Here is a 26,809-nt window from a genome sequence, read left to right on the forward strand (position 1 = left end):
CGGTCAGGCTGTGGCGCACGTTGCGCAGCGGCCGTCGCCGTCGGGGTGGGCGCGTCTGCGGGTGGGGCCTGGGCAGGTGCGGCACAGCGGCCAGCCGAGGCAGGCGGGACACAGGTCGTCGCCGGGCGCGGTCGTGGGCACGCCGCAGCCGGCGCACTCGGTGAGCGCGCGGCAGGTCAGGGCTTCTGTCACGGTGCGGGCAGCTGCTGACGTCGAGAGCCGGGTGGCCGGCTGATCCCACGCGGGCGCGTAGTCGTGATCCGCTGTGGTGGAGGGCGGCGGGTAGGCCTGGGCCGCGCGGAGTCGGGCGGCGACGATCGCACCGACCGAGGTACGTACTGGATGCGGAAGGCGCCGGTCGGTGATGACGTGGCGCAGTTGTTCGCAGCTCCAGCCGACGTCCAGCATCACGGTGGCTACGCGGCCCTGCTCGGTGAGTACTTTGCCGGTCAGCAGCAGTTCGGGCCGGCTCGCGCCGATCTCCAGCAGCAGCCGGATCCCCGGATGCATCTCGTCTGCCGGGGGTGGCGGTACGGGACGCGCTGTTGGAGCTGCGCACGGACGGAGGGGTTTGGTGTTCTGCTTGTTGGTCTTTTTGAGCATGGTGTTCTTAGTGGCCGGATCAGCCAATCTCGGCTCAGCCAATCCTGGATAGCCCGACCCTGGTGGTGAGCTGGGGTTGTGCAGGGCTGGCAGGTCGGTGATGCAGTACTGGGCGGCCCCGAGGCTGCCATCGGAGTTGCGGGCGCGGTCGCGCACCAAGAATCCGTGCTCCTGCAGCTCTTCCAAGCCTGTGGTCACCGCGTGGATGCGTTCTTGGCCGTGGCGGGCCAGGTGGGCGACGGTGATCTGGCAGCCGCTGCGGTGGGTGCTGATGTAGCCGAAGAGACCTTTCGCTTTGAGGGAGAGGCGGGGGGCGCGGAACAGCCTGATGGTGACCTGCATGAACTGGTCGGCCGCCATCACCCCGCGCCGGATCCCGGCACCGAAGCCGCTCACCGCGCTGTCTCCGGCGCCAGCGGTGGGGGAGGGCCGCATGGGTGCACCGCCGTGCCGGTCCCTGTAGGTCGGCGGGAGGGCGGTTCGGATGCGGAGGCGTGCATACGTTCCATGGCTGTCAGCTCACCCGCTGGCCCCGACCATGCTGTCGGCCATGAGGCCCGACCATCGGTCACGATCCGGCAACGCCGCCAGCTGCCTGCCGTGGTCGCGGTCGCCACGCCTGCGCAGGTCCTCGTGCAGGTAGTTGCGCAGTCGCCTCGCGCCGCTTGGCCGGTGCATTGCGCAGTGTCCGCGGAGGCGTTGGGCGTGCGCAGTTGCAGATCCCAGTTGCGCAATGGCGGGTCGCTCGCTGGGTGCGCAACTTGTGCGGTGTTCCGACGGTGAAGCGGTGCGTGGTCGCGACCAGCTTCCGGGACGGCGGTGCGCAATGCGCAGCGTCTGCCGTGGACGGCGTTCCAGGGAGCAGGCCTGCGGTCATCGATGCCGAGACGGAGCCGTTGTCCGGGAGGCCGGCCGTCCGGGAGGCGAGAGGGCGTGGTCGGGTCTGTGGTCGGGGCGACCACAGACCCGACCACGAGCTTCGTGTCCCCATCGTGACCGTGGTCGGGGTCTGGTGGTCGGTGGTCGGGTCGGGGGTGGCCGGTTGTCTCGAGGTCAGCAATCACCCGATCTGACCTGGGAGTTCGACCATGTCTGTTGGCAAGCAGGCCTCGGGCGGCCCACCCGCCGCTCCGATGGCTGCGGGCGCCCGGCTGGAGGCGATGCGGCGCCGCGTGCGTCTTTCACGGCTCGTGGTCTGGACGGTGATCGCGGCCGGCCCGGTGGCCCTGGCTGTCGCCCTCGCCTCCTCCCCGGCCACGGTCGCCGCGGCCACGACTGCCACGCCCGCGTCGGTGCGCACTGCGTCCTCGGCAGCCGACCCTTCCGGTTATGCGCAGCTGTTCGTCGGCGCCTGGTTGCGCAGTAGCGCTGCTGACGTCACGAGTGCGCAGGCGCGGCTTGCGCAGTCGATGGCGCCGGATGCTGACCTGCCGGATCCGGCGCCCGGTGCGCAGTCGAAGCCGGCTTCCGTGACGGCGGTGCGCAGTGCACAACGCGGTAGCGGCGCCTGGTCGGTAACGGTGGCTGCGCAGTACGCGGATGGGGCGGTGCGCTACTACGCGGTGCCGGTGTCCGCGGATCGTTCGGGTGGGGCGTTCGCGGTCACCGGCGCCCCCGGTCTGGTCGCCGGGCCGGGACGGGTCGCTGTGCCGGCGTCGCCGTACGGAGTGCCGGTCCCGGACGGTGATCTTTCATCTGCCGTAGGCGAGTTCCTGGGCGCGTATCTGACGGGCAGTGGCGAGATCGGTCGCTACCTGGCGCCCGGTGTAGTGCTGGCGGCCGTCACTCCCGCCCCGTACACGGCGGTCACGGTCCAGCAGGTGGTGGCGGTGGAGAAGGGGGCAGCAGTCGAGCAGATGCCGGGCGACGGCACCGTGGTACGGATCGCGGCCCAGGTGGAAGCGCGGGACGCGGCAGGGCGGTGGCCGCTCGCGTACGAGCTCACGATGAAGGCCCGCTCGGGCCGGTGGGAAGTGGCAGTGCTGGAGTCGGGAGCCGCCCAGAGCGGGGGTGCCCGGTGAATACGGTGCACAGCGTGCTCCTCTCCGGTCAGCTGAACGACCTCGGCAACTCGTGGATCACCATGTTCAAGGACTGGGCGACCAAGGGGCTCCAGGCCGGTCTCGTCTGCCTCGTCGTCGTGATCATGATTCAGAAGTTCAGCCTCAAGGCCGGGATTGGCGCTCTGATGCTGATGATCATCGCGCTCGGGTTGTACAACTCCCGCGAGGACCTGGCGAACATGTTCGAGGACGAGGTCAAGAACCCGTCCAAGAGCGTCCCCGCGCTCCCCGGCGTGGTCCGCACCGTCGATTCCGGCTCCCGGAATGCGGGAGGCGAGCTGTGAACGCGGCCGACGGACGGGTGGGGCGCTTCTACACTGCGGCCCGTCGTCACCCGTGGGTACTGGGTAGGGTCGCCGACTGGAAGATCCCGCTCGGGCCCTATACCCCGGCGCAGATCGCGGTCGCGGTCGGCGGCTGCTTCCTTCTGATCAAGACCATCAGCTGGTGGTCGTGGATGGGGCCCGTTCCCATCGTGGCCTGGCTGCTGGCGATCTGGACCGTGCGCCGGCCGAAGGTCCGGGGCCGCGCACCGATGCAGGCCGCGCTGGGCTGGCTGCTGCTGGGCTGGCAGCCCCGCGGTGGCCGGATCGGCGGCCGGGCGGCGCGCGACCGGGCCGCCCGCCCCCTTCTGGGCGGCTTCACCCTCGAAGGCACGCTCTACGACAGCACGGCGGGGGCCTCTGCCCGGGCCGCCCGTCGGCTGGCTGGTCGAGTCGGCGCGTCTGCCGCCCGGGCCACCCGCCGGTCGGCTGGTCGGAGACCGCACCGCTCCTCGGTTGCCCGGCCAGCGATTCCGCTGGGGCCGATGTCGGGTGTGCAGCAACTGCTTGCCCTCGCCGAGCAGAGCGGAGGTGCGCGGTGAGGATCCCGGTCCGTCACATCGCCGGACATCTCGTCTGGTCGACGCACGGCAGCGTGTGGGCGCTCTACCGCCTTCACCCCGGCCCCGATGCGGACGGCCGGCGCGAGGAAACCGTTCAGGGCACCCACGTGCCGGCGGCGATCCGCGACGAGCAAGTGGCAAAGATCACCCACTTGGTGCGGTCCCTGTCCGGGGCGCCCCGCCTGTACGGGCTGTGCGCCCAGGTCGATCCGGGCGAGGTCGCCCTGCGCATGATCGAAGGCATCGACCCGGGCACCGGCCAGGATGACGGGCCGCATCCGTGGGTGGAGAACGTCGAGGCGACCCTGGACCTGCTGGAGGGCCAGGAGATGCATCGCCGCACCCTGTGGCTGGCCGTCCCGCTACAGACCGAGACGGCCGCCCTGCAGGTGTCGGCGTCGCTCGGCGCCATGTGGGCCGAGGTCGGCCCCATGCTGGGCATCCGGCCGGCGCCGGTGGCCCGGCGTGAGGTGAACGCTTACCGCGAGCAGGCTTCGCGTGTGGAGGCAGCGCTCGCCGGCGGCATCGCGTTCCGTCCGGCCCGCCCGGCCGAGATCGTGTGGATGGTCCAGCACGCCCTGCACCGCGGGCTGCCGGAACCGCTGCTCACCGAAGCGGAACGAAGCGACCTCTACGGCGGCACGCTGCGCGACGGGATGCTGCACTCCCCCAGCTACGCCGACCTCGGCCAGGTGCGGCTGCAGGAGGGCGGCATCGATCCGGCGGTCGACGACGTCGGCGACCTGAAAAGCGCAGGGCAGGTCACGCGGTCGGGGCGGGGGGCGTGGTGGCGGCTGAGCAGCGGCTCCCCGCTGCGGCGGCGCTGGCTCCAGGTCGAGTCCGACACCGGTACGGGCTACCAGGCGCAGTTGGCTCTGGCCGAGTGCCCGCCCGCTGTCAGCCTGAGCGCGGCCGACCTGTTCGCCCAACTGGAGATGCTCGATTTCCCCGTCGACTACACCATCGACCTCACCCTGGTGCCGGCGGAGAAGGCTCGGGATCAGGTGCGGCGCAAGAAGAACGAGCTGATCGACCAGGCCGACCAGTACGACGCCCGGCCCACCGGCATGCCGGCGTCGCTGAGCGACGCGGCGCGCGATCTGGGCGAACTGGATGCCCGGCTGTCGCGGACGTCGGTCGAGGTCGAGGTGCAGTCCGTGACGGTGCTCACCGTGTGGGGGCCCACTTCCGCGGTCTGCGACGCGCGGGCCCGGGCGCTGATCGCGCTGCTCGGCGGCGCTGACTACCGGGCGGTGCGCCCGGCCGGCCTGCAGGAGGCCCTGTTCACGCTTGGTCTTCCGGCCACGGTCCGGCCGGGTGTGGTGCGGGAGTTCACGCAGCACCAGGTCTCGGAGGACTGGGCCTTGTCTGGGGCGTTCACCCTCGCTGAGGTCGGTGATCCGAGCGGCATGTTCCTTGGCATCGACCTGGACTGCGGCACCACCCGCCCCGTGATGATCAACGTCGCGGATGCGCCGAAGCAGGATGCGTCCGCGTCGATGGGGATCGTCGGCGATCTCGGCGCGGGAAAGAGCGTTCTGGAAAAGCTGATCGCGGAGTCGGTGTGGGCGCGGGGTGGCTGCGCGATCTGTATCGACCGCACCCCGGTCCGTGAATGGGCGACGTTCGCCCGGACCGCCGCGAAGGGTCGTGTCCAGATCATCGATGCCGCCCAGGCCGAGGTGTCCATCGACCCGCTGCGCATGTTCGCGGGCCCCGAGGGCCGCCACTACGCCCTGTCCTACCTCACGCTGCAGCTCGGTATCGGGCCGATGAGCACGAGCGGGGAGGTCCTGCACCACGCCGTGGAAGTGGCCGCGAGCAGCGCGGAGCCGTCCATGTACCGTGTCCTGGAGGTCCTCGATGAGATGGCGTCTCGCGAGGCGGGCAGGCGGCAGGACGCGGCCGCTACCCTGGCCGGCCTCATCCGCGTGGTGGCCACCAACCCGCTCGCGGCGATGGTGTTCGACCCGGCGCTGCCGTCGGTGCGGCTGGACGCCTCCAGCACCTCCGACATGATCGTCATCACGACGACAGGGCTGAAGTTGCCGCCGAAGGCCGCGTTCGACAACCCCGAGGTCCTGCACCAGCAGCCGCTGGAGGCCCTGATCGGACGTGCGGTGCTGTATCTGATTGCGGCGATCGCCCGTCAGACCGCGTTCGAGGACCCCGAACGGTTCACCGCCGTCGTTTTGGACGAGCTGTACTGGCTGACTTCGTCCGCCGAGGGCACCGCACTGGTCCACGAGATTCTGCACGACGGACGCAAGCACGGTGCCGGTCTGCTGGCCGCCTCCCACGACGCGGAGGAACTGGGCCCCGACCGCGGCCTCATGGCCTACCGGGCGCTGGCCCGCACCGCGGACCGGGAACGCGCACGCCGGGGCCTCCAGTTCGTGGGGCTCGACGCTGACGATCCGGAGCTGGTGCGGCTGGTGACGACCGGCCTGTCCCCGGTCGGGCAGCGCGGCAGGGAGGGCGAGTTCCTGCTGACCTGCCCGCGGCAGAACACCGGCCGCTTCAAAGCCGTCATCCCCCGCATCTCCCGCATCAAGTCGTCCATCACGACCACGCCTGGGCGCCGCGCTGAGCCGCTCGTCGATGCGGCCGGCGATGCCCCTGCGAAGGAGGCGGGCTGAGACATGTTGCGCCCAGACCGCGGCACTCTCCGTACCGCTGGATTCGTCGTGCTGCTCACCACCGTGTTCGTCCTGGTGAACAGCCAGGTCGTCTACGCGGCCAGCAGTGGCAGCGAAACGGGAGACCTCCTTGCCCCGCTGAACATCGACTCGTCCGAGGGTGTACCGATCGACGGGTACGACCTCAACGCTTCAGGCGGCTCCATCGTCGCCTTCAGGACGCAGGCCCTTGCCTTCGCCCTGTCCGGGCTGTTCACCCTGATACGGCTGCTGGTCGGGCTGGCGGGGTGGGCGATCGAAGTCGCCTTCCGGTTCCCGCTGCTGAAGATCCTCATCCACCCGGCTCAGAAGGTCGCCGACACCTACGACAGCGTGGTGGTCGACTCTCTCGGATTGAAGGGTCTGCTGCTGGCCTGGGCATTCGTGTTCGCAGGATTCATGATCGTGCGGGGGCGGGTCGGGCGCGGCCTGGGCGAAATCTTCCTCACCCTCCTCATTGCGGCGCTCGCCGCCTCCGCTCTCATCCGCCCCGACACCCTGCTCTCGCCGGACGGACCACTGGGACAGTCCGAGCAGGTGGCCGCCGACGTCGCCCAGCGATCCGTCAACTCCTACGACTGGGGCGGCAAACTCGCCAGCTACGACCCCTGCGCCGGCATGGCCGGCGGCTCCGAGATCAAGTGCGAGGAACGTGAAAACGAAGGACCGGTCTCTGCACGGGAAGTGGCCCGTCCGCTCCAGGACTCGATCACCAACGCGCTGATCGTCAAGCCGTACATGCTCCTTCAGTACGGTCGCGTTCTCGACCCGGCCAAGGACTCCGACCGCAAGGCCTACGCCGTCCATCTGAAGTGGGTCACCGGTGGGTATATGCCCAGCTCGGCTCCCTCGGATCGAGCGAAGGACGCCTGCAGCCGGATCCACGGACCGGCCAAGAAGTACTGCGAGCGAGGCGTCGACGGCAGGCCGAGCAAGAACGACGATCTACCGACGTTCACGCGAGGAGGCCAGCTCCTTGATGCCGCCAACGCGATCGTCACCGATCAGGACCAGGCTTTCGCTGCGTTCCTCGCCGACCTGAGCCGGGCCGGACCAGTTGGCAAGTCGTGCGCCGCCTACGCGACAAAGCCCACCTGGTGGCGGGTCGGGGGCGTCTTCCTGCTGCTGATCGCCGCCCTGTTCATCTGCGGCATGCTGCTGTCCAGCGCGATCGTTCTGCTCGGCACCCAGGGCATCTGCGCTGCAGCAGCGGCCGTCGGCGGCGTCACCTTCGTCGCGGGCATGCTGCCTGGTCCCGCGCGTCAGAGCGTGTGGAAGTGGCTGTCCCTGTGGGGCATCGCCGTCCTGGCAGTGGTCGCGATCTGTGCGTTCATCCCGTTCTTCGGCATCGCCATCGACGCCACCATCACCAACGGCCCCGACCTGATGGTGGAGCGGATCCTGCTCATCGACGTCCTCGCCATCGCCGGCGCGGCCGGCCACCGCCGTCTGCTGGCCGGGATCACGTCCTTCGGTCAGCGGATGGCGATGCGGATGCGCTACGCCAAGATCGGCGGCACCCACATGCCCGGCGACACCTCGGAGCTCGGCGCGGCCCTCGCCATGAACTCCCCAGCCGCGATGGGCGGCTACGGCGGTGGCTTGCGGTCATTCGCCGGCGGCTACGGCGGCCGGTTCGGGCTGCTGGGCACCCGACAGCGGCTGATGGGCGCGCTCGCCTCCTTCACCGACGGGGCCGGGATGCCCGTCGACACCGGCAGCCTGCTCGCCGATGCCACCGCCGAAGCAGGACGCGGTCTTGCCCCGCTCACCGCGGCGGTCGCCGTGGGGGGTCTGGGAGCGCGGCTCGGAGTGAAGGGGGCGGGCTGGCTGCTGATCGGGCGGCGTCCGGACGCGGCGCACCTGGCGAAGTGGCGCAAGCCGACCGCCGGCGGGGATCCGGAGGGTGGCGGACCGCTGGACGGCGGGCCGTCCGGGTCCGGTCCGGGCGGACCGCGCCGGCCGAGCGGGCCTCCTGACCGCTATCGCAATGAGGACGGCCAGGTGGTCGACGGCCGCGCGAACAAGGTGCTGCACGACCAGAACTCCGACCGCACGCTGCTCTCGACCCGTGCCCACAACCGGCTGGTGCGCTTTCGCGGGTATCGCATTCTTCACCGCGGCGGGCGGGCCGCGTACGGGGCGACCGTCGGCCTGCCGGCGAACGTGCGCCGGGCCCGCTCGGGAGGTGCGCAGGTGGCGCAGGACGCCCGCCAGCAGCGGCGGGTGTGGGGGAACACCGTCCGTGAGGACATCCGCGCCTGGGGCGACACAAGGCGGCACGTCTCCGAGGTCCTGCGGACACGTACCGACGACAGCGGCGGAAGCGGACCGTTCACCGGCCGCCGTCTGCCGGCCACAAGCACACCAGCGACGACGAGCAGCTCAGCGAGCCGTACGGTCACGCCCGCCGCTCCCAGCGCTGCCCCGACCTCGTCCCCAACCGGGAGCGGGAGCGGCGCGGCCGCTGCCGCATCTGGTTCTGGGCCGGCGTCGTCAGCACGGCGCAGCAGCGCGGTGCGACCGCCGGTGAGCAGCCAGCCGCAGGGCCCGGTTCTTCCTGGCATCGGCCGCGCCAGCAGCGCTGCGCGTGCAGAGGCGGCGGTCCGGATGCAGGAGCTACTGCGGCGCACCGCGCCCGAGGCCGAACGCAGACGCCTGAAGCGGGAACAGCAGCAGGCCCGCCGCCAGGGCAGGGCCGAGAACGAGGACGAGGACGAATGAGGCTGCCCGGGCGCCGAATCCGCCGGTGGGGATGCATCGTCGCGCTGCTGATGTTCGCCGCCGTGTGCTGCGCCGCACCGATATCGAGCGCGATCGGCGCGGTCACCGCACTGCAAGCGGCTGCCGACGACGGCGGAATCGCCGAGGGAGGCAGTGCCGCCGACATCCCGCCACGCATGCTCACCGCCTACAAGAAGGCAGTCCAGCAGGTCGGAGAGCATGTGCCGAAGTGCCGGGGCATGCGCTGGCCGATCCTGGCCGGGATCGCCAAGATCGAGTCCAACCATGCCACAGGCCGCGGGATCGCCGACAACGGTGACATCCGTCCGAAGATCTACGGAGTGCTCCTCAACGGCTCCGGGGCCGGTGGCAACACCACGGCGGTGGCGGACACCGACGGCGGAAAGTGGGACGGCACCGCGGCCGGCGAACGGGCCGTGGGGCCCTTCCAGTTCCTGCCCTCTACCTGGGAGGGCATCGGCCAGGACGCGAACGGCGACAAGCGGGCTGACCCGCACAACGCCGACGACGCCGCGCTCGGCGCCGCCGTCTACCTGTGCGGCGACGGCCGCAACCTCACTCAAAGCTCGCAGCTGAAAGCCGCGATCTTGCAGTACAACCACTCCGACGCCTACGTGACGAACGTGCTGGGCTGGATCGACCAGTACATGGCGGCCGCCCAGGCGCCGGGCCTGGGCCATGTGTCCGGGAGGGCCAAGGACGTCCTCGCCGCGGCTCTGTCTCAGCGCGGTGTTCCGTACTCGTGGGGCGGCGGCAACGTGAACGGGGCGTCGTACGGGATCTGCTGTTCCCCCAGCGGGAAGAGCGGCGTCGCCATCAAGGGCTTCGACTGCTCTGGGCTCACCACCTACGCGTACGCGAGGGCCGGGATACGGCTACCGCGCACCGCGGCCGCCCAGTCCGGAGTCGGCCGGCGGATCCCCGCGAGTGCGGGTACCGGCGGGCTCAAGGCGGGGGACCTCGTCTTCTACGCCTACGCTCCCGGCTTCGACTCCACGATCTACCACGTCGGGATCTACGCCGGCGGCGGCCAGATGATCAATGCCGCTCGTCCCGGCACCGTCATACGGCTGGACGCGGTCAGCGCGATGTCGGGGTTCGCGGGAGGGGCTCGCCTGCTATGACAGCGCCTTCACCGCAGAGCTCTGCCCTGCTGCTGGTCGCGAGCCTGGTTCTCGCCGTCGCGGGCGCCGTCCTGCTGGGCTCGCCGCACGGCCCCGGCACACCTCTGCCCTCTGCATCATCCGCGTCCGCGGCGCCCGCCATGCATGCGCCGACCGTCGAGCCGGGCGCCATCGCCCAGCCATCCACCAGGGCCGTGTCCGCGGGTGCGAAGACGGTCTCGCCGTCGGCATCACGCGGCACTCCTCTACTTCCGCCACATGGTGAGGGCGTGCCTGGTGATCAGGGCATTCAACGCGCTCTGGAGGCGGCGTGGCCGGCGAATCTGCCTGCCGGCGACGAGCTGGAGCTGCGCGTGGCCGGTGCCGGGGTGTTGCGCGCGGATGCCACCGGGGTGGGGCGGGGGAAGTGGCCCCGTCTCTTCGGCGAGAGAGCGCAGGTGATCGTTCCGGCGTATGGCACGGCCCGGTTCCGCGTCCAGGCCGTCATCGCCCGTGGTGACGGCGCGTCCGGGCGGGCCGTGGTGCACCTGGTGTGGGCGGGCACCGACCGCGGCGGCACCTACACCGACGGCCGCGTCACCGATCTGTATTTCACTCGCACCACGAGCAGAGGAGGCTCCGCGTGGACCCCGCAGCCCCGAACATGACCGGCGGCGAGACCGCGGCCGCCGGGCAGGTCGTCGACCTGGTCGCCCGTGTGGTCGATGTTATGGCCTGGCTGTACGACCACTGGTACGTGCTGGCTCTTGTCGTCGGCGCAGGATGGGCGGCCGGCCAGAGTGTGGTGCGGCGCCTGGCCGCCAAGGCGTCGGAGGAACGGATGGCCCTGGAACTGGTGCCCAACCGGCACTTCGACCCACGTCTGGAGGAGATCTTCCGCCGCGGCGTCCAGCTCGCCCGCGCGTCCACGGCCATGCCCTGGTGGGTTCCCCGCCGGGCGAAGGCAGTGCAGATCCGCATGCGTGCGGACGGCTCCAGCCCTCTGCGGTATCGCATTGAGGGCCCTGCGGGTGGTCAACGTCTGCTGTCCATCGGCCCGTTCGGCCCGGACGTGACGGTCACCAAGGGCCTGCCGATCGTCGACAGGCCCCGCGAGCACACCGTGCGGGCCGAGTTCATCCTGCGCGGCAAGCCCACCGCGCCGCTACGCGAGGTGCCGCTCAACCCCGATCCGCTCCAGCCGCTCATCGACGCGGTGGCCGACCTGCGCGGCGACCTGGGGGACCTCGCGGAGATCCGGCTCGACATCCAGCGCGCCCCCAAGTGGGCTTTAAAGGCACGACGGATGCAGCTGATGGGTGCCGCCCGCCGCTCGGAGCGCCGGGAGGCCCAGCGGGCCGCACGCTGGCTGCGTCAGGACGCCAGCAGCATCGACGACTCGCTGAGCTGGCATCTGCAGGAGTTGCTCAGTGACAATCCGCGCTCGGGTGGCGCCGGACGGCGGCTGGTCATGCCCCCAGTGCCCCGCCGGGTCGAAGCGGCCCAGGCGCTGGGCAAGCTCGCCGACGACGATCAGCTCGTGCGCGTGCAGCTCCTCGTGATGTGCGCATCGAACATCGAAGGCCGAGCCCAGGCAAGACTCGCCCAGCTGCAGGCCGCGTTCGACGTGTTCGGCGGCCGCTCCAGGTGGGCGATGCGCGGATGGCGGCTGGGGCCATGGCGCGTGGGTGCCGACCACTGGCCCACCCGTCGCGGCTTCGAGCGCCGCTGGGACCTCGGACACTGCCAGCCGCCGCGCGCCAACTGGGTGCGTCTGGAAGAACTGACCGGACTGCTCAAGCCGCCGACCGTGCACTGCCGTCTGCCCGTCCTCGCCAGTGATCTGCCGACCTTCGAGTTCGGAGACCCGGCTCTGCTGCTTCAGGGCATCTACCAGGGCCCCGACGGGCGGCAGCGCCTGGTCGCCACCTACGCCGAGGAGACCCTGTTCGAGGTCGGGGTGGGCAAAGCGGGCGGCGGGAAAACCGAGCGCGCCCTCGCGCAGGCGATCGGATGGGCCCACGCCGGCGGCGGGCTGATGTTCCTCGACCCGCACCGGGACTCCTGGCCGCGCGCCACCAAGTTCCTCGCGCACGAGCCGCTGATGGAACGCATCGCGCTGATCGACCTCAACGGCCTGGGCCCCGCGCCCCGGGTGAGTTCGTGGAATCCGCTCGGCATGCAGCACGGGCAGGCGGCACACGAGGTCGTCGAGTCGATCACCGACGCGTACGCGTCCGCACTGGGCTGGGACGACGTGACCGCACCGCGCGCCATCACGATCCTCACCTCCGCGCTGGCGGTGCTGGTCGCCGTCAACGAAGCCGCCTGCCGGGCAGGCCGGCCCGAGGCCCAGTCCACGATCTTCCACGTGCGGGCCCTGCTGGCCGATGCTGAGTTCCGCCGGGCGGCGCTCACCGCGGTGGCGGGGCGCCTCGACGAGGAGACGCGCTCGTGGTGGGACGTGGTCTACCCGACGCTGCCGCCGGACGCGTTCGGCGTGGTCCTCAACCCGATCGCCCGGCTGTCCGCCAACCCGGTCACGCGGGCGTTCCTCGGCCAGCCGGTCGGCGTCTACGACATCCGCGCGGCGATGGACTCCCGGATGATCGTGTGGGTGTGCCCGGGCGGCAGTGGTCCCACCGACCGCCTCATCACCGCACTGCTCGCCCGGGATCTGCTGCGGGCGGTGCGTTCACGCCGTGACACCCCGGAGGATAAGCGGGTGCCGTTCCGGCCGTACTTCGACGAGTTGATCACCCTGACCGGAGCGGCACCGGAGACGATCGCCGCCATGTTCGAGGACTTCCGCAAGTACCGCTGCCAGGTCCACGGCATGACGCAGTTGCTGGCCCGCCTGCCGGCTGCGGTCCGTCTGTCCCTGGTCCAGAACGCGTCGACGCTGGCTACCACGGCGGGATCGGTCTCCGCGATCGCGCCGATCACCGCCGAGTGGGGGGACAACCCCACTCCTGAGCGGGTCGCGACCATGGCGCGCTTCGAGCACTACATCTCCATGAACGTGCACGGACAGCGCCTGGGACCGGTGCAACTGCGCGGGCCCCACCTCGACGCGGTCTTCGCCGCACAGGCTCGCCCTCAGCACGCCCCCGCGCTCGAGCACGCAGCCCTCAAGAATGCCGGCGCCCTTCCGCTCGCGGAGCTCACCACCCGCTCCGCCCACCAGATCCAGCGGGTCGCAGACTTCCTGGCCGACCAGTCCCCCACCGGCGTGGTGACGCCTGGGCAGACCAAGCGGTACAAGTGACCCGCTGTCCGCAGCGACGCCGATGCCAGTGGCAGGGCCATCGCCGCCCGGTGGCCGAAGAAGCCGTCGGCCAGGGCTCGGGGGCCGCGTCACAGCGGCGGACAAACCGGGCGGCGTGCTGGCGGAGGGCCCGGAAATATACACACCTACAAATCGACATCCGATCGTCAGGATGCCCGCTTTCATCCGCTGATGTGCAGGTGAACTGGTCTCGAAAGGTGGGCAGTTGACCTGCCGATGCGTAGCCTTTCGATCACGCAAACGCACAGTCTCCGACCTGCCAGGCAGCGGATGTGGACCGTCGTCCGCCGGTGGGTACGGGGCAGCATCCGCACCGCATCGCGTCGCACGGGGAGACAACGTGACCGCAGCACGAGTACCTATTCCGGGGATGAGGGAGCCCTCCATCCTTGCCCGGAACTGCACCGCCCTTCTGGTCGGCAGTCTGGTGGCGCTCGCCGGATGCACCAACGCAGGTGACGGCCCGTCGTCGCCCAGCCGCCCCGCCGGAAAGACAGCAGTGTCCTCGCCTTCTCCCAGTCCGAGGGCCGTCGACGAAAAGGCTGCCGCGCTCGCCGCATACCGGGAGTCCTGGGACGCGTCGGTCGTGGCCTACGCGAAGGCGTCGTCAGCAGGGACCGCGCTGCGGAAGACCACCACCGCCCGGGCGCTGCTGGATATCGAATCCGACCTCACGGAACTGCGAAAGGCCGGCCAGATCACGACGGGGAAGCCAGCAATCCACCCCGCAGACCCCGAGGTCACGGTCGGCAAGTTTCCCAAGGCCACGCTCACGGACTGCGTCGACATCACCGCCTGGACGCTGGTCGACAAGACCTCGAAGAAGAAGGTTCCACTGCCCTCGGAACGGCTCCTGAGATACGTCAGCACCGCGACGCTTGAAAAGTGGGGGACGAAATGGATGGTCACGAAGGTGACTGCGCAAGAGAAGGCCTGCTGACGCGACGCCTGGGCCTGCTCGCGGGGGCACTCGTTGTGGCCGCAGCAGGTACCGCATACGCCAGTGACGGCGATCCCCATGTCGGCGCGGGCTCCTGCCATGTCATCAAGTTCTGCGTCAGCGCGGGAACGCACGGCCATCACAGCGGCCACGGCGAACAGTCCGGTGACGCACACAGCGGCAGCAGCGACAGCGACGTCAAGTGCCGCTACGTGAAGGTCGATCCGAAGCCGCCCGCCGACTTCCCGGCCTGGAAGGGCGCCGACCCGAACAAGAGCGACCTGTACTTCTACTCCTGCTCCGACGGCGCCGACGACAATCCTGACGGGTTCGTGGCCGTGCCGCAGGGCCAGACCCCGCAGCAGCAGGTCAATCCTCAGGAGCTGGCGCAGCGGGCCGCCGACTCGATGACGCTGCTCGGCCCGGACATCGCGAGCCCGCGGGCGGCCGGGCGGTACACCGTCGGCGTCCCGGTGTGGATGTGGGTCAACCGGAGCGCCACGACGTACGGGCCGAACACCGCCTCAGCGGCAGCCGGCGGGGTGACCGTGACCGCGACGGCCAAGGTGTCGAAGATCGTTTGGCAGATGGGCGACGGGACCTCGGTGACGTGCAACGGTCCGGGAACGCCGTACCGGGCATCCGTCGGCATGGCCCAGTCGCCGACGTGTGGACACCTGTACTCCACGACGTCGGCCGGCGCCGTCCACGGCAGGTTCCCGGTGAGCGCGATGTCCACGTGGACCATCGGCTGGCAGGGCGGCGGAGCGGCCGGCCGGCTCACCGAGGTCCGGCAGACCAACGTGCAGGTGGCTGTCGGTGAAGTGCAGGTCGTCAGGTAGTACCGCAGGAAGGACAGGAAATCGGTGAGCAAGACCCAAGTTCGCACAGACACATCCCCGAACGGCCTGGCCCAGCAGGGAAAGGTGGCCCGGGCGGTGACACCTCCCCGGGTGTCGGCCCGCCGGCGAAGGCCGGGCGTGATCGCCCTGTCGCTGGCCCTGATCGCCGCCGGCGGCGCCGGCGTTGCCGTCCTGCTCCTGCAGGTCGGACACCGCACTGAAGTGGTGACCGTCGTCCGCGACGTCCAGGTCGGGCAGGTCCTCACCGAGGCCGACCTGGGCACGGCATCCGTGGCACTGGACCCGGCCGTCAACGCGGTGCGGTCCGGCGCCCTGGACCAGGTGGTCGGCCAGCGGGCAGCTGTGGAGCTCAAGCCCGGTTCCCTCCTCTCCTCCTCACAGGTCACGAAAGACGTACTGGTGAAGCCCGGCGAGCAAGTGGTGCCCATCGGGCTGAAGCCCGAGCAGGTCCCGGCCACCGCGCTGGTGCCGGGCCAGAAGGTTCTGCTGGTGCACGTCCCCGCCCCAGGGGCGACGGAGTCCGACGGTGCCTCCGCTGCCGGGCCGCGGACCGTCGACGGGCGGGTGGTGAAGGCCTCCGAGGCGGCACCGGGCACCGGAATCGTCGTCGTCGACGTGGCGACCTCGGCCACGGACGGTCCCACGGCCGCCGCCTGGGTGGCTGCGGGCACGCTGCGCCTGGTCCTCGCCGCTGCGGACGCCCGCTGATGGCGGTCATCGCGCTGGCCGGCTGCAGTGGCGCTCCCGGCGTGACCACTACCGCCCTGGCCCTGCTGATGTCCTGGCCGCTGGAGCCGGGGCGGCGGATGATCCTGGCCGAGTGCGATCCCGACGGCAGCGCGGTGCTCCACGGGCTGCTGCAGGGCACACTCGGTGACCGGTACGGGCTGCGGAACCTGTCGATCGCCGCCCGGCAGGGCGATCTCGGCGACAGCTTCTGGCGCCAGCTGATCGACCTGAGCGGCGAGGACGCAACACCGGAGCCGGCACACGATCGCCTGCTGCTGCCGGGCATCACCGATCCCGTGCAGGCGGCGAGCCTGGGATCGGTCTGGAAGGCCCTGGGCGTCATCTTCCGCGGCATCGACACCGAGCACGGCCACGACGTCCTGATCGACCTCGGGCGCCGCGGAGCCTTCGGCCCGTCCGGTGAGCTCGCCGAGCAGGCCGACGCCGTGTTCGTTGTGGTCCGCAACACCCTGCGCAGCCTGCAGTCGGCCGAAGGCAGGGTGCGAGCGCTCCAGGAGCGGGTCGGCGACGTCAGCGTGGTGGTGATCAACGAGGGCCCCTACCCGGCAGGCGAGGTGCAGCGTGTCCTGCAGGTACCCGTGGTGGCGAACCTGCCGTACGCGCCGGATGACGCCCGCGTGCTGTCCGACGGGGCCGAACAGCCCCGCCGGTTCGAGAAGTCGTCGCTGATGAAGGCCGCCCGGACGTGCAGCACGCTGCTGGTTCAGCGGGCCGCGGTACGCCGGGCCCGGCTCGATCCCGGCCTTCGCGCCGCAGGAGCCGAGGTGGCCCGTGCGCGGTAAGCCTCTGCACACCGACCCCGTCGCCGCCCCGCCGCACGGGCAGCCCCAGCAGGCACGCCAGCGCCCGGCGGACGGATCTCCCGGCCGGGCTGCCGGCAGCGCGGAGAACACACAGGCCCTCGGCACGGCTGTGCCTCAGGCAACCGTCGATCACGCGGTGGCCCGGCACATCGCGGCCCAGGTCGCCAAGCAGCGCGAGGAGTTGCTGAAGACATCACCAGACGTGGACCGGGCCAGCGAGGAGCAGCGCTGCCTGGAGTGGATCAACGAGGCGGTCGCGCTGTGGTCGGACGCCCGGGCGATGGCCCCGAGCGAGGACGCCGTGCTGAGGCGTGCCGTCTATGACCTGCTGTTCCGGGCCGGTCGGCTGCAGCCGTACCTGGACGACGAGCGGGTCGAGGACATCATTATCCAGGGTCCGGGCGAGGTGTGGCTGGACTACGGCGACGGTGAGCGCCGCAGGGTCGGGCCCATCGCCGACTCGGAGGAGGAGCTCCTGGACCTGCTGCGGGAGCTGGCCCGTGGGTCTGGGCACGGCGAGCGCACGATCTCCACGGCGAACCCGACGCTCGCGCTGTCCCTGCAGGACGGGTCCCGCCTGCAGGCGATCACGGGGCTGGGACCGATGACGTACGCGGTCATCCGCCGGCACCGCGTCTCTCACGCCGGCCTGGACGACCTGGTCCGCCTCGGCACGATCGACCCGGTCCTGCGGGAGTTCCTCGGCGCGTGCGTGCGCGCCGAGAAGAACATCATGATCGCGGGCAAGCAGAAGGCGGGAAAGACGACGCTGCTGCGCGCGATGCTCCGCGAGTTCGACCCGGAGACGCGGTTCGCGACCATTCAGACCGAGGACGAATTGTTCGCCCACACAGACGGCTACCACCGGCAGGTGGTCTCCCTGGTCGGACGCGAGTCCAACGGGGAGCGCGACGCGGCCGGACGCAGCGCCGGCGAGGTGACGCTGCTGGACTTGATGCACCCGGCACTGCGGATGTCGCTCGAGCGGATCGTGGTCGGCGAGGTCCGAGGACCCGAGGTCGTGGCGATGATGCAGGCCCTGACGAACGGCTCCGGCGGCAACCTGTGCACCATCCACGCCCGGCGCCCCGGCATCGTCTTCGACCGGATCGCCGAGCTGTATGCGCTGGCCCAGGAGAACCTGTCCGAGGCTCTTGCCTACCGGCAGACGGCGAACGGCCTGGACTTCATCGTGTACGTCGACATGACGGACGAGACGCAGATCGGCGGCCGCCGTCACCGCTATGTCTCCCACGTCCTGGAGGTGACCGGGATCGGGGAGTCCGGGCGTCCTGCCACGAACGAAGTCTTCTCCCCCGGTGCCGAGTTCGGTGAGCTGCGTGCGGTGCCTCGGATGGATCCGGGCTGCGTGGATGACCTGCGGCGCGTCGGCTTCGACTCCACCCTGCTCCATCAGCCGTACGGGGCCTGGACCGCGCCGCTGCCGCTCAAGGTGGGAGTGAGCCGGTGACCGCAGTGTGGGGACTTCTGTGCGGCATGACTGCTGTCGGCGGCCTGGTCGGTGTCGTCGCCGGGATCGTGGGCACCACAGCACCGCGCGGGGCCACCCCCGGGCAGCGACTGCGGGCGATAGCGGCCCGGACGCGTGGCGGCCAGGAGGTGCACCTGCGCCGACGGTCCAGCGCGGCCGCGGCCGGCGTGGTGTTCGTCGCGGTGTGGCTGGTCTCGGGAAACTTCGCGGGCGGCGTGCTCCTCGGCGGCGCGGTCATCGGTGTGCCGTGGCTGATCCGCCCGGCCCGCATCGCGCAGGAACGTATCGGCCAGCTGGAGGGCCTGTCCGAGTGGACGCAGCGGCTTGCCGGCCTGCTCCGCCTCGGTATGGGGCTGGAGCAGGCGATGGTGACCAGCCGACAGGGGGCTGCGGAGGAGATTGCCCCGCAGGTCATCAACCTGTCCGACCGGCTGCGGCTGGGGTGGCGGCCGGAGGGCGCACTGCGTGCGTTCGCCGATGAACTGAACGATGTCACGGCGGACCGGGTCATCGCCGCGCTCGTTTTGTCCGTCAACGACCGCGGGCCGGGCCTCGCGCAAGGCCTGGAGGACCTTGCAGGCACGGTCCGCGAGGAGGTCGCCAAGAAGCGCGAGGTCGAATCGGCGCGGGCGAAACCCCGCACGACGGTGCGGTGGATGACGATCATCACCGCCGGTGTCGTGGTGGCCGGGTTCTTCGTCCCCTCCTACACCAGGCCGTACTCCACACTGCTGGGCCAGCTGGTCCTGGCGTTCCTGGCGGCCGGGTTCATCGCGGTCCTCGCCCTGATGCGGCAGCTCGGCGTGTTCCACCGCATCCCGCGTTTCCTGGTCGCCGACCCGTCCAGCGCGGTGCGGCAGCCGACCCCCGCCACCGATGCGGACGTCCGTGCCTCCTCTGGCCGGGACCCTGAAGGAGTCGTCTCGTGAATCTGGTGCCTGTTGTCCTGAGTGGTGGCGCGGTCGGCGCCGGTGTCGCCCTGCTGGTGAGGGAACTCCTGCACCCGCAGACGGCGTTGGGGCCCGCTCTCGCGCGCAGTGCCCCGACCGTCCTGACCAGGCCCGACCAAGAACCGGATCGCGATGAGGTGTGGGGGCGGTGGCTGCTGGCCCGCCTCGAGCGTCTGCCCGGCGTCCGGGTCCCCACGATGGGCTTGGCCCTCCTCGGGCAGGGGCCGGGCCGGTTCATGCTGAAGAAGACGGCCCTTGCCGTGCTGGGCCTGTTCTGCCCGGTGATCGCGACGGTTCCATGGATTATCGCGGGCGTGGGTCTGCCGTTCTACATTCCCGCCGGTGTCGGTCTGGTGGCTGCGGGGCTGCTGTTCCTCACCCCCGATCTCGCGGTGCGGGACCAGGCGAAGCGGGCCCGGGAGGAGTTCACCCACGCGCTGTCCGCCTACCTGGACCTGGTGGCCCTCAAGCGCGCCGCCGACGCCGGCGCCGCGGAAGCCCTGGAGAAAGCCGCAGAGGTCGGCCGCGGCTGGCCGTTCCTGTATCTGCAGGGCGCTTTGCGCCGGGCCCGGATGGAGAAGATCCCGCCCTACCAGGCGCTGGCGGAGCTCGCCGCCGAGTACCAGCTGCCGGTGCTGAGTGACGTCGCCGACATCATGCGCGGCTCGGCCACCGACGGCGCCGCCGTGTACAAGGCGCTGCGCGCCCGCACCGCGGCGCTGAATGCCGAACTGCTCGCCGACCAGGCCACGGAGGCGAACGCCGCCAGCGAGAAGATGACCGCCCCCGGCGCCCTGCTCGCTGTGCTCGTGATGCTGCTGATGGCGTTCCCCGCAGTGATCCGCATGCTTGCCGTCTGACCCCGCCACCCGCCCGGTTCACCGAAGGAGTAGAGGTCATGAAGAAGACAGGAGCCCGTGCCTGCGGTGCGGTGCATGTGTGGGGCGTCCGTCTGCGGGAGCGGCTGGAGGAAGCTGCACGCCGGCCCGACCGGGGTGACATCAGCATCACCACGGTCATCATCTGGGCCGCCGGCATCACCGGCGCGATCCTTATCGCCGGAACGATCGCCATCGTGATCAACAAGTACAACGGCAAGCTCACCGGCCTGTGATGTCCCCTCCCGAGCAGCTGAAGAGCTGGTGGCGCGGGCGGCGGTGGAGCGATGACCGCGGTGACACGTCGATCCAGATGGCGATCGTGTTCCCGTTCGTGCTGCTCGCGACCGTCGCTGTCGTCCAGGCGTCCATGTGGTTCTATGCCCGGCAGATCGCCCTGACCGCGGCCCGTGAAGGTCTCACCGCTGCACGCGCCTACCAGGCGGGGCCCTCCGACGGCCGTGCCCGGGCAACGAGGGTGCTGAGACGCAGCGCGGGCGACAGCCTGCTCGGATGCAGCGTCGCCGCCGGCAGCGACGGGCAGCGGGTGCGGGTGCAGGTCTCCGGAACAGCCATGTCGATGATCCCCGGCCTGCCGGGCCTGCACGTCACCCAGTCGGCGTCCGGCCCCGTGGAGCGCTGGACCGTCCCGGGAGGGTGAACCAGGTGCGAATCAGGACCCCATGGACATGCCGACGATACGGCGACGACGGCAGTGCTGCGATCGAGGCCGCCATCATCCTCCCGGCACTGATCATGTTTTTGTGCCTGGCCATCGCCGGGGGCCGCATCGTCACCTCCGGGTCGAAGATTGATTCTGCGGCCGAGGACGCCGCACGGGAAGCCTCCATCCACCGGACGGCGGCGGCCGCGCAGAGCGCCGCGCACGCGGCGGCCGCCGAATCGCTGAACGACCAGGGCATCACGTGCTCGTCGACCAGCGTCAGCGTCGACACCGGTGGCCTGAGCGTGCCGGTCGGCCAGGTCGGCACCGTCACGGTGACCGTGACCTGCAAGGTCCCCCTATCGGACCTGCTGCCGGGCGTTCCCGGTGCGCGGACACTCACGTCGTCGGCTACCTCGGTTGTCGATATGTACAGGCAGCGGGGGGACGGATGAACCACCGGCAGGTGCGGCTGCGTTCGGGACACGCGGGCGGCGACCGGGGAGGCGTCACCGTGTTCGTCGCCGTGTGCGTCCTCGCCCTGATCGGCATCATCGGTGTCGCCGTGGACGGCGGCAGCAAGATGCGTTCCACCGAACGCGCCGACTACATCGCCGGCGAAGCCGCCCGGGCCGGAGGTCAGGCCATCGACCCCGCGAAAGCCATCAACGGCACCGCGATCGTCGTTGCCCCGCAGGACGCGCAGGCCGCCGCCCAGGCCTACCTGCGCTCCGCGGGCGCCACCGGCACGGTCAGCGTGTCCGGCGACGGACGGACTCTCACCGTCACCGTCACCGGTTCCTACGACACGAAGTTCCTGTCGGCTGTCGGGATCGGCTCGCTGTCGGTGACCGGCCACGGCCACGCCACCCTCCTGCACGGCGTCACCACACCCGAAGGAACCTGATGACGAGCACCCTTTCCGCCGCCGTGGCGGTGGCCCGCACCCTGGCCCGTGTCCTCAAGGCCTTCCTCAGCCTGCTCGCCCTGGCGTCCGCGATCGTGGGGCTGCCGTGTCTGCTGGCCTGGGCCACCCCGGTCATCTGGACAGCCACGCGCGACGACCTCGCCCACCTGCTGGACCGCCAGGACACCGGTGCGGTCGTTCTGCTGCTGCTCATCGCGGTGGGCTGGATCGGGTGGGCACAGTTCACCTTCTGCGTACTGCGCGAGCTGATCGCCCAGGTGCAGGGGCGGACCTGGCAAGCGCCCCACGGGCTGGGTGCCTCACAACGCGTCGCGGCCCTCCTCGTCGGCAGCATCCTGGTTCTCTTACCGACCAGTTCAGCCCTCGCCGCCGACGCTCACACCACGGCGGGCACCGCCGCGGCGCACAGCCCAGGCCAGACAGCCCCCGGCTCTCCGGCTGCACCTGGCGACTCCGCCCGGGCGCCGTCAGCTCACTCCGCGACGTCGCACCCGACATACACCGTGCGGGAGATGCGACCGGCGGAAAGTCTGTGGGGCATCGCAGAGCGAGAACTGGGCGACGGCGAGCGATGGCGGGAGATCGCGGCGCTGAACGACGGCCACGCCATGGCCGGCGGGCAGGTGTTCAAGGCAAACAGCTTTCTCCAGCCCGGCTGGCAGCTGGAGATGCCAAGAAGCGGCATCCCGGACGAAAGCGTCCGTACGCAGCTGGCAGGGAACGCTCCCGCCGGGTCCGAGGAGAGGGAGCACGTCGTCACGGTCCGCCCGGGCGACTACCTGTCGACGATCGCAGAGAGGGAACTCGGCAACGGCGACGAGTGGCCGCAGCTTTTCCAGGCCAGTCAGGGAAGACCACAGCCTCAGGGCCTGCCTGAGATCAGCGACCCAGACATGATTTTCGCAGGACAGGAGGTCACCGTGCCCGCCGCCCAGCCCCACCGGCCTGCCGCACAACAGGACAGCGATTCCGGCCAGGCGAAGAATCAGGAGACGGACTCCCCCACCTCCCGTACCTCTGGTGGTGGGCCGACTGCCGGCCAGAGCACAACACCCGCACCTACGAAGCCGTCTCCCAGCGCACCCAGCGGCAGCCCCGCCGCTTCCCCATCCCCGTCGGCCAAGGCACCCGCTCCGGCTGCCGTCTCCCCCACAGCGACAGGCCCGGCTCCTGTGGACGAACCGCTGTCCCTGCGGACGGTGGTGGGAGCGGGTGCTTTGCTGGCGGCCGCCATCACCAGCGCTCTCGCTGCGCGCCGGATGCTGCAGCGCCGCCGCCGCAAGCCCGGCGAGACGATTGCCATCGCAGCCGAGACCTCCCCGGCGGAAGCCCAGCTGGCGGCGGCCGCCGAACCGGGCGGCGCCACTCGCCTGGACGTGGCCCTGCGGACCATGGCCCACGAAGCCGCTGCGCAGCAGGAAGACCATGTGAGCGTGCCTGTTCTACGGGCCGCACGGATCGGTGCCCGCACGTTGGAGGTCTTTCCCGAGGACCTGACCGAAGAGCCAGCTACGCCATTCATCGCAGGGAAAGCCGGATGGTGGATCCTGCCCGCTGAAGCCGCACTGCTGGACGAAGAAGCCGCCCGTGAAGTGGCGGCACCGTACCCGGGACTGGTGACAGTCGGCAGCACCGAAGCCGGTGATCTTCTGCTTCTCAACCTGGCCCGGGTTCCCGCCCTTCTGCTGGATGGCAGTGCTGTCCACATCGCCGAGGTGTGCGCCTCCCTCGCCCTGGAACTCGGAATGAGCCCCTGGGCAAGAGACGTGGAGGTCGTCACAGTCGGATTCGGCGAAGAACTGCCACGTCTGCTGCCCACCGCGCGGATCGCTCACATGCGGCACGCCCAACACGCACTGCGCGACATGAGCGAACGGCTGCTGGAAGCCCACCAGCTTCCCGACACCAGTCACCAGCCCTACCTGCTGCTGTGCGCATCGCCGCTGGACCCCGAGACCGCCTGGGAGTTCGCCGACGTCATCGACAAGGCCGGATCAGTACCCGTCACTCTCGTCGCCCCGGCGAGCACGACCTCCCCGCACTTCCCCCAGGCAGACATCCTCAACGCCTCGACCAGCGGCCCGCAGCATCTCGACTCGGCCAGCACGGACATCACCATGCAGCGCCTGGAGCACGCCTCATACGTTCAGATCACCACCGCCCTGCTGATGTCCACGCAACCCGCGAACCCACCGGAAGGCCCCTGGCAGAACGTCCCTGATGAGACCGGCCACAGTGAGCAGCCTCGGCCCGAAAAGCCCGCGGGGAAAGCGACCGAGGCACACGTCGACCCGTCGCCGGCACATGCGGAGGCCAGCGGCGGCATCTTCCCTGCTCTGCTCGCCGCCAGCACCGAGCCCCCCGGCCCGCAGCTGGTGCAACGCATCGGGTCGCTGCCTCCTGCCGGTGATAAATCCGTGCCAGCCCCTGACGCCGCGATACCTCCGCTCCCGGCCACGCAGCAGCCAGCCGCCCAAGGCACCGCCGAGGAACATGCCGTCCAGGAGGGCCCGGATCCTGACACGGACAGCCGCACGCTCGACCGGCACGCACCCGAGATCCGCGTGCTGGGGCCAGTCGAGGTGGACGGTGTGGAGAACACAGGCCACGGTCTTCGCATGGCGCAGCTTGCCGCGCTGTTGTTCTTCCGTCCGGGCCGAAGCGCGGATGTCCTGTGCGCCGCCATGGATCCGATCAGCTCCTGGTCGACGAGCACCCTCAATGCGCGAATCAAGGACCTGCGCAGCGCCCTGGGCACCGATCCCATGGGCAGCCGGTACGTGCCTCGCCGCCGCTCCGGCGAAGACCCCTACCGGCTCTCCGAAGAAGTGCGCTGCGACTGGACCCGCTTCCTACAGTTCGTCGAACGAGCCCTGCCCCAAGGAGCAGCCGGCGTGACTGACCTGGAAAGGGCGCTCGCTCTGGTGCGAGGCAAACCGTTCGGAGGCAAGCCCCTGCCGTGGGCTGAGCCGTATCAGCAGGAGATGGTCACGCGGATCATCGACATCGCGCACACCATCGCCGCCTACCGCACTCCCCCGGGCCGGCACCAGAACCTCAGCGCAGCTCGCCAGGCAGTCGGGACCGGGCTCGACGTCGACGACACGGCAGAGGTCCTGTACCGAGACTGGATGCGCATCGAACACGCGGCCGGAAACCGACAGGGCCTGCACACCGCCATCACCCGCATACAACACATCAACCAGACACTCGACTGCACGCTTGAGATCGACACCGAGCAGCTGATCACCGAACTCCTCACCAACACCGAGCCAGGCGCACGCACTCGGCGTTCAGGCTCTGCGACAGGTAAGGCGTCAGCGCGACAGCGATCCTCCGGAGCCACGCCGAACAACCAACGCGTATGAATCCGCAGTCCATGGACCTCGGTGTGCGTGCGTTCGGAGCTGAGTACGCAGACGTGGAAAGGCCAGAAGAGCGCAAGTTGGCACCAGATCCGGCCGGGCCCGCGGGACTGCGCAACCAGAGCGTCGGGGCTCGAGTACGTTCCCCTCGCAGCCTGAGAGCCGTTCAGTAGGACAGCAGGCATTTCGCATTTCCGCAGCTCAGGGCCACAATGCGCAACTCTTTAGCGTTTCGAACGATGTTGTACCGGGTCAGGTAGTAGATGAAATCCGTCGCTCATGCTGCGCGAGGACGTGCCAGCGACGCTCGAAGTCCAGCAGGTCCGCCTCGATCATCTCCGCCGTGACAGGCGACTTGCGCACTGAGATCTCACGAGTTGCGCATTCACGTACGACGTCTTGCGCAGTGGGAACCGGGTTGTGCTCGCGCAGGGCGGACCATGCAGCGAAAATGCGGAAGCCGGGCAGGTACCGGCGCAGCGTGCTCGGGCTGACGCCCTGGCCGCCTCGTCCGAGGACGCCGTGCTTCTCCGCGAGGAAGGTGGAGAGCTGGCGGTCTTTGGGCTCCTGCCCGTGCTGCGACAGGTAGTCGGCCCACGCGAAGTAGTAGCGGTCGACCGTCGTCAGAACGCCCCGCTCCCCCGGGCTGTACACCGGTTCCCCGTCACCGGCTGTCTCTCCCTCGTCCGAGGGGTCAGGTTCGATGGGGACCCGGAGTTCCCGCCGGCGCGTACCCGCCGCAGCCGGTCCGGCCGTCTCAACCGGCTCGTCCCGGGCACCGGCCTGCGCCGGGATCGAGAGATCTCCCCCTCCCTGGGACACTCTGAGATCCGGCGCGGCGTCGCCGAGTTCACGCTTCCAGAAGTCGTCAACGAACGACTCGATGTCAGAGCCCGCGAGCAGCCGGCCGCCAACACCGGTGATGCCGTCGCGCTGGAAGACGTAGTCGGCCAGTTGCGCGGCGTCGGGGTACAAACCGTGCTCCCGTCCGTAGTCCTCCCAAGCTCGGAAGAAGAACTCTTCCCATTCCACGTCGCCGTCCCCATTCTCAACCGGATCCGGTGAGGAGACCTGGAGCGTGGCGGGCTCGTCGGACGTGGCATAGCGCTTTTGCAGGATGACGAGGATGGGGTGAACCTGCTCGTCGGATAGCGGGTGTCCGGCACCGGTGGTGATGGCGTGCTCGTCCCGGAGAAAGCCCGCGAACTGGCGGGGCGTGGGCTCCATCTGGAAGTGAGCGCGCCAGGTCTGGTAAGCCTCGGCGAGCACGCCGTTGGCGTCGATCTGCTCGGCGGGCGACTGCCGGGCGCGGCTCGGCTGGGATGCGGGCACAGGCGTGGGCTCGTTAGCCGCCGGTGTGGAGAGGGCCAGCCGCTCAACCCCTCCGTCGATCCCAGCAACGGGGCTGGCCTCAGGAGCCGCGAGATGGGGAGCTTCCCGGATTGGGTCGATGCCGGGCCTCACTGGCTCTTCGATGCCCGCGGCGGCCAGGCCCGAGGGGGTGGTTTCGGCGAGCGGGACGCCGTAGCGCGCGAGGCGCAGCGGCATCAGGGACTCCACCGGTGCCTTGCGGCGCCAGGCGCGGCCGAAGCGGGAGCGCAGCCGGGCCTGGTAGACCAGCCGTTCCTGCTCCAGCTTGATGACCTGCTCGTAGGAGCGCAGTTCCCACAGCTTCATCCGGCGCCACAGGAGGAAGGTGGGGAGCGGGGAGAGTATCCAGCGGGTGAGGCGGACGCCTTCCATGTGCTTGTCGGCGGTGATGTCGGCGATCCGGCCGATCGCGTGCCGGGCCGCCTCGACGGAGACCAC

Annotated in this window: 23 protein-coding genes; 20 read left to right on the forward strand and 3 right to left on the reverse strand. The window is 70.3% G+C overall.

Annotation, left to right across the window (positions count from 1 at the left end; translation table 11 throughout):
• Positions 1 to 3: 3 nt before the first annotated feature.
• On the reverse strand, positions 4 to 999 hold the full coding sequence (locus tag ABZV34_RS27200) for a hypothetical protein (RefSeq protein WP_356281861.1): 996 nt from the start codon (positions 997 to 999) through the stop codon (positions 4 to 6).
• Positions 1,000 to 1,122: 123 nt separating this feature from the next.
• A complete protein-coding gene (locus ABZV34_RS27205; RefSeq protein WP_356281864.1) occupies positions 1,123 to 1,281 on the reverse strand; it encodes a hypothetical protein in 159 nt (52 codons plus the stop codon).
• Between the two features lie 410 nt (positions 1,282 to 1,691).
• On the opposite strand from ABZV34_RS27205, the gene ABZV34_RS27210 reads away from it, so the two are divergent.
• The 20 genes from ABZV34_RS27210 to ABZV34_RS27305 all read left to right on the forward strand — a co-directional run bounded on the left by ABZV34_RS27210 (position 1,692) and on the right by ABZV34_RS27305 (position 25,003).
• A complete protein-coding gene (locus ABZV34_RS27210; protein ID WP_356281867.1) occupies positions 1,692 to 2,624 on the forward strand; it encodes a conjugal transfer protein in 933 nt (310 codons plus the stop codon).
• Positions 2,621 to 2,950 (forward strand): hypothetical protein, encoded by a 330-nt coding sequence (locus ABZV34_RS27215; protein WP_356281870.1) that lies wholly within the window; start codon positions 2,621 to 2,623, stop codon positions 2,948 to 2,950. Before ABZV34_RS27210 ends, ABZV34_RS27215 begins: the two co-directional genes overlap by 4 nt.
• Complete coding sequence (locus ABZV34_RS27220) at positions 2,947 to 3,531, forward strand: hypothetical protein (RefSeq protein WP_356281873.1); 585 nt, start codon at positions 2,947 to 2,949, stop codon at positions 3,529 to 3,531. Before ABZV34_RS27215 ends, ABZV34_RS27220 begins: the two co-directional genes overlap by 4 nt.
• Entirely contained in the window at positions 3,528 to 6,191 is a 2,664-nt protein-coding gene (locus ABZV34_RS27225) for an ATP-binding protein (protein ID WP_356281875.1), read from the forward strand. The genes ABZV34_RS27220 and ABZV34_RS27225 overlap by 4 nt, the downstream gene beginning before the upstream one ends.
• A 3-nt stretch (positions 6,192 to 6,194) precedes the next feature.
• Positions 6,195 to 8,954 (forward strand): hypothetical protein, encoded by a 2,760-nt coding sequence (locus ABZV34_RS27230; protein WP_356281877.1) that lies wholly within the window; start codon positions 6,195 to 6,197, stop codon positions 8,952 to 8,954.
• Positions 8,951 to 10,099: a bifunctional lytic transglycosylase/C40 family peptidase gene (locus tag ABZV34_RS27235; protein WP_356281879.1), complete on the forward strand. Its 1,149-nt coding sequence runs from the start codon at positions 8,951 to 8,953 to the stop codon at positions 10,097 to 10,099. Before ABZV34_RS27230 ends, ABZV34_RS27235 begins: the two co-directional genes overlap by 4 nt.
• On the forward strand, positions 10,096 to 10,746 hold the full coding sequence (locus ABZV34_RS27240) for a hypothetical protein (RefSeq protein WP_356281881.1): 651 nt from the start codon (positions 10,096 to 10,098) through the stop codon (positions 10,744 to 10,746). Before ABZV34_RS27235 ends, ABZV34_RS27240 begins: the two co-directional genes overlap by 4 nt.
• On the forward strand, positions 10,722 to 13,346 hold the full coding sequence (locus ABZV34_RS27245) for an ATP/GTP-binding protein (RefSeq protein ID WP_356281884.1): 2,625 nt from the start codon (positions 10,722 to 10,724) through the stop codon (positions 13,344 to 13,346). The genes ABZV34_RS27240 and ABZV34_RS27245 overlap by 25 nt, the downstream gene beginning before the upstream one ends.
• A gap of 361 nt (positions 13,347 to 13,707) precedes the next feature.
• On the forward strand, positions 13,708 to 14,307 hold the full coding sequence (locus ABZV34_RS27250; RefSeq protein WP_356281887.1) for a hypothetical protein: 600 nt from the start codon (positions 13,708 to 13,710) through the stop codon (positions 14,305 to 14,307).
• A gap of 35 nt (positions 14,308 to 14,342) precedes the next feature.
• The gene (locus ABZV34_RS27255; RefSeq protein WP_356281894.1) at positions 14,343 to 15,149 is read left to right on the forward strand and encodes an ATP/GTP-binding protein; all 807 of its coding nucleotides are present in this window, start codon (positions 14,343 to 14,345) and stop codon (positions 15,147 to 15,149) included.
• Positions 15,150 to 15,173: 24 nt separating this feature from the next.
• Complete coding sequence (locus tag ABZV34_RS27260; RefSeq protein WP_356281897.1) at positions 15,174 to 15,878, forward strand: SAF domain-containing protein; 705 nt, start codon at positions 15,174 to 15,176, stop codon at positions 15,876 to 15,878.
• Positions 15,878 to 16,702: a hypothetical protein gene (locus ABZV34_RS27265; protein ID WP_356281900.1), complete on the forward strand. Its 825-nt coding sequence runs from the start codon at positions 15,878 to 15,880 to the stop codon at positions 16,700 to 16,702. Before ABZV34_RS27260 ends, ABZV34_RS27265 begins: the two co-directional genes overlap by 1 nt.
• Positions 16,692 to 18,194 (forward strand): CpaF/VirB11 family protein, encoded by a 1,503-nt coding sequence (locus ABZV34_RS27270; protein WP_356281903.1) that lies wholly within the window; start codon positions 16,692 to 16,694, stop codon positions 18,192 to 18,194. The genes ABZV34_RS27265 and ABZV34_RS27270 overlap by 11 nt, the downstream gene beginning before the upstream one ends.
• Positions 18,191 to 19,144 (forward strand): type II secretion system F family protein, encoded by a 954-nt coding sequence (locus tag ABZV34_RS27275; protein ID WP_356281906.1) that lies wholly within the window; start codon positions 18,191 to 18,193, stop codon positions 19,142 to 19,144. Before ABZV34_RS27270 ends, ABZV34_RS27275 begins: the two co-directional genes overlap by 4 nt.
• Entirely contained in the window at positions 19,141 to 20,025 is an 885-nt protein-coding gene (locus ABZV34_RS27280) for a type II secretion system F family protein (RefSeq protein ID WP_356281909.1), read from the forward strand. The genes ABZV34_RS27275 and ABZV34_RS27280 overlap by 4 nt, the downstream gene beginning before the upstream one ends.
• A 38-nt stretch (positions 20,026 to 20,063) precedes the next feature.
• Positions 20,064 to 20,279, forward strand: coding sequence for a hypothetical protein (locus ABZV34_RS27285; RefSeq protein WP_356281912.1), 216 nt, complete (start codon positions 20,064 to 20,066; stop codon positions 20,277 to 20,279).
• Positions 20,279 to 20,704, forward strand: a complete 426-nt coding sequence (locus tag ABZV34_RS27290) for a TadE family protein (protein ID WP_356281914.1) — start codon at positions 20,279 to 20,281, stop codon at positions 20,702 to 20,704. Before ABZV34_RS27285 ends, ABZV34_RS27290 begins: the two co-directional genes overlap by 1 nt.
• A gap of 5 nt (positions 20,705 to 20,709) precedes the next feature.
• Entirely contained in the window at positions 20,710 to 21,162 is a 453-nt protein-coding gene (locus tag ABZV34_RS27295; protein WP_356281917.1) for a TadE family protein, read from the forward strand.
• On the forward strand, positions 21,159 to 21,614 hold the full coding sequence (locus tag ABZV34_RS27300) for a Tad domain-containing protein (protein WP_356281920.1): 456 nt from the start codon (positions 21,159 to 21,161) through the stop codon (positions 21,612 to 21,614). The genes ABZV34_RS27295 and ABZV34_RS27300 overlap by 4 nt, the downstream gene beginning before the upstream one ends.
• The gene (locus tag ABZV34_RS27305; protein ID WP_356281923.1) at positions 21,614 to 25,003 is read left to right on the forward strand and encodes a hypothetical protein; all 3,390 of its coding nucleotides are present in this window, start codon (positions 21,614 to 21,616) and stop codon (positions 25,001 to 25,003) included. Before ABZV34_RS27300 ends, ABZV34_RS27305 begins: the two co-directional genes overlap by 1 nt.
• A gap of 249 nt (positions 25,004 to 25,252) precedes the next feature.
• On the opposite strand, the gene ABZV34_RS27310 is transcribed toward ABZV34_RS27305, so the two are convergent.
• The coding region (locus ABZV34_RS27310; protein ID WP_356281926.1) for a DUF2637 domain-containing protein at positions 25,253 to 26,809 on the reverse strand (1,557 nt) is incomplete at its 5' end.

The sequence above is a fragment of the Streptomyces sp. NPDC005195 genome (assembly GCF_040608315.1).
GTDB lineage: Bacteria > Actinomycetota > Actinomycetes > Streptomycetales > Streptomycetaceae > Streptomyces > Streptomyces kaempferi.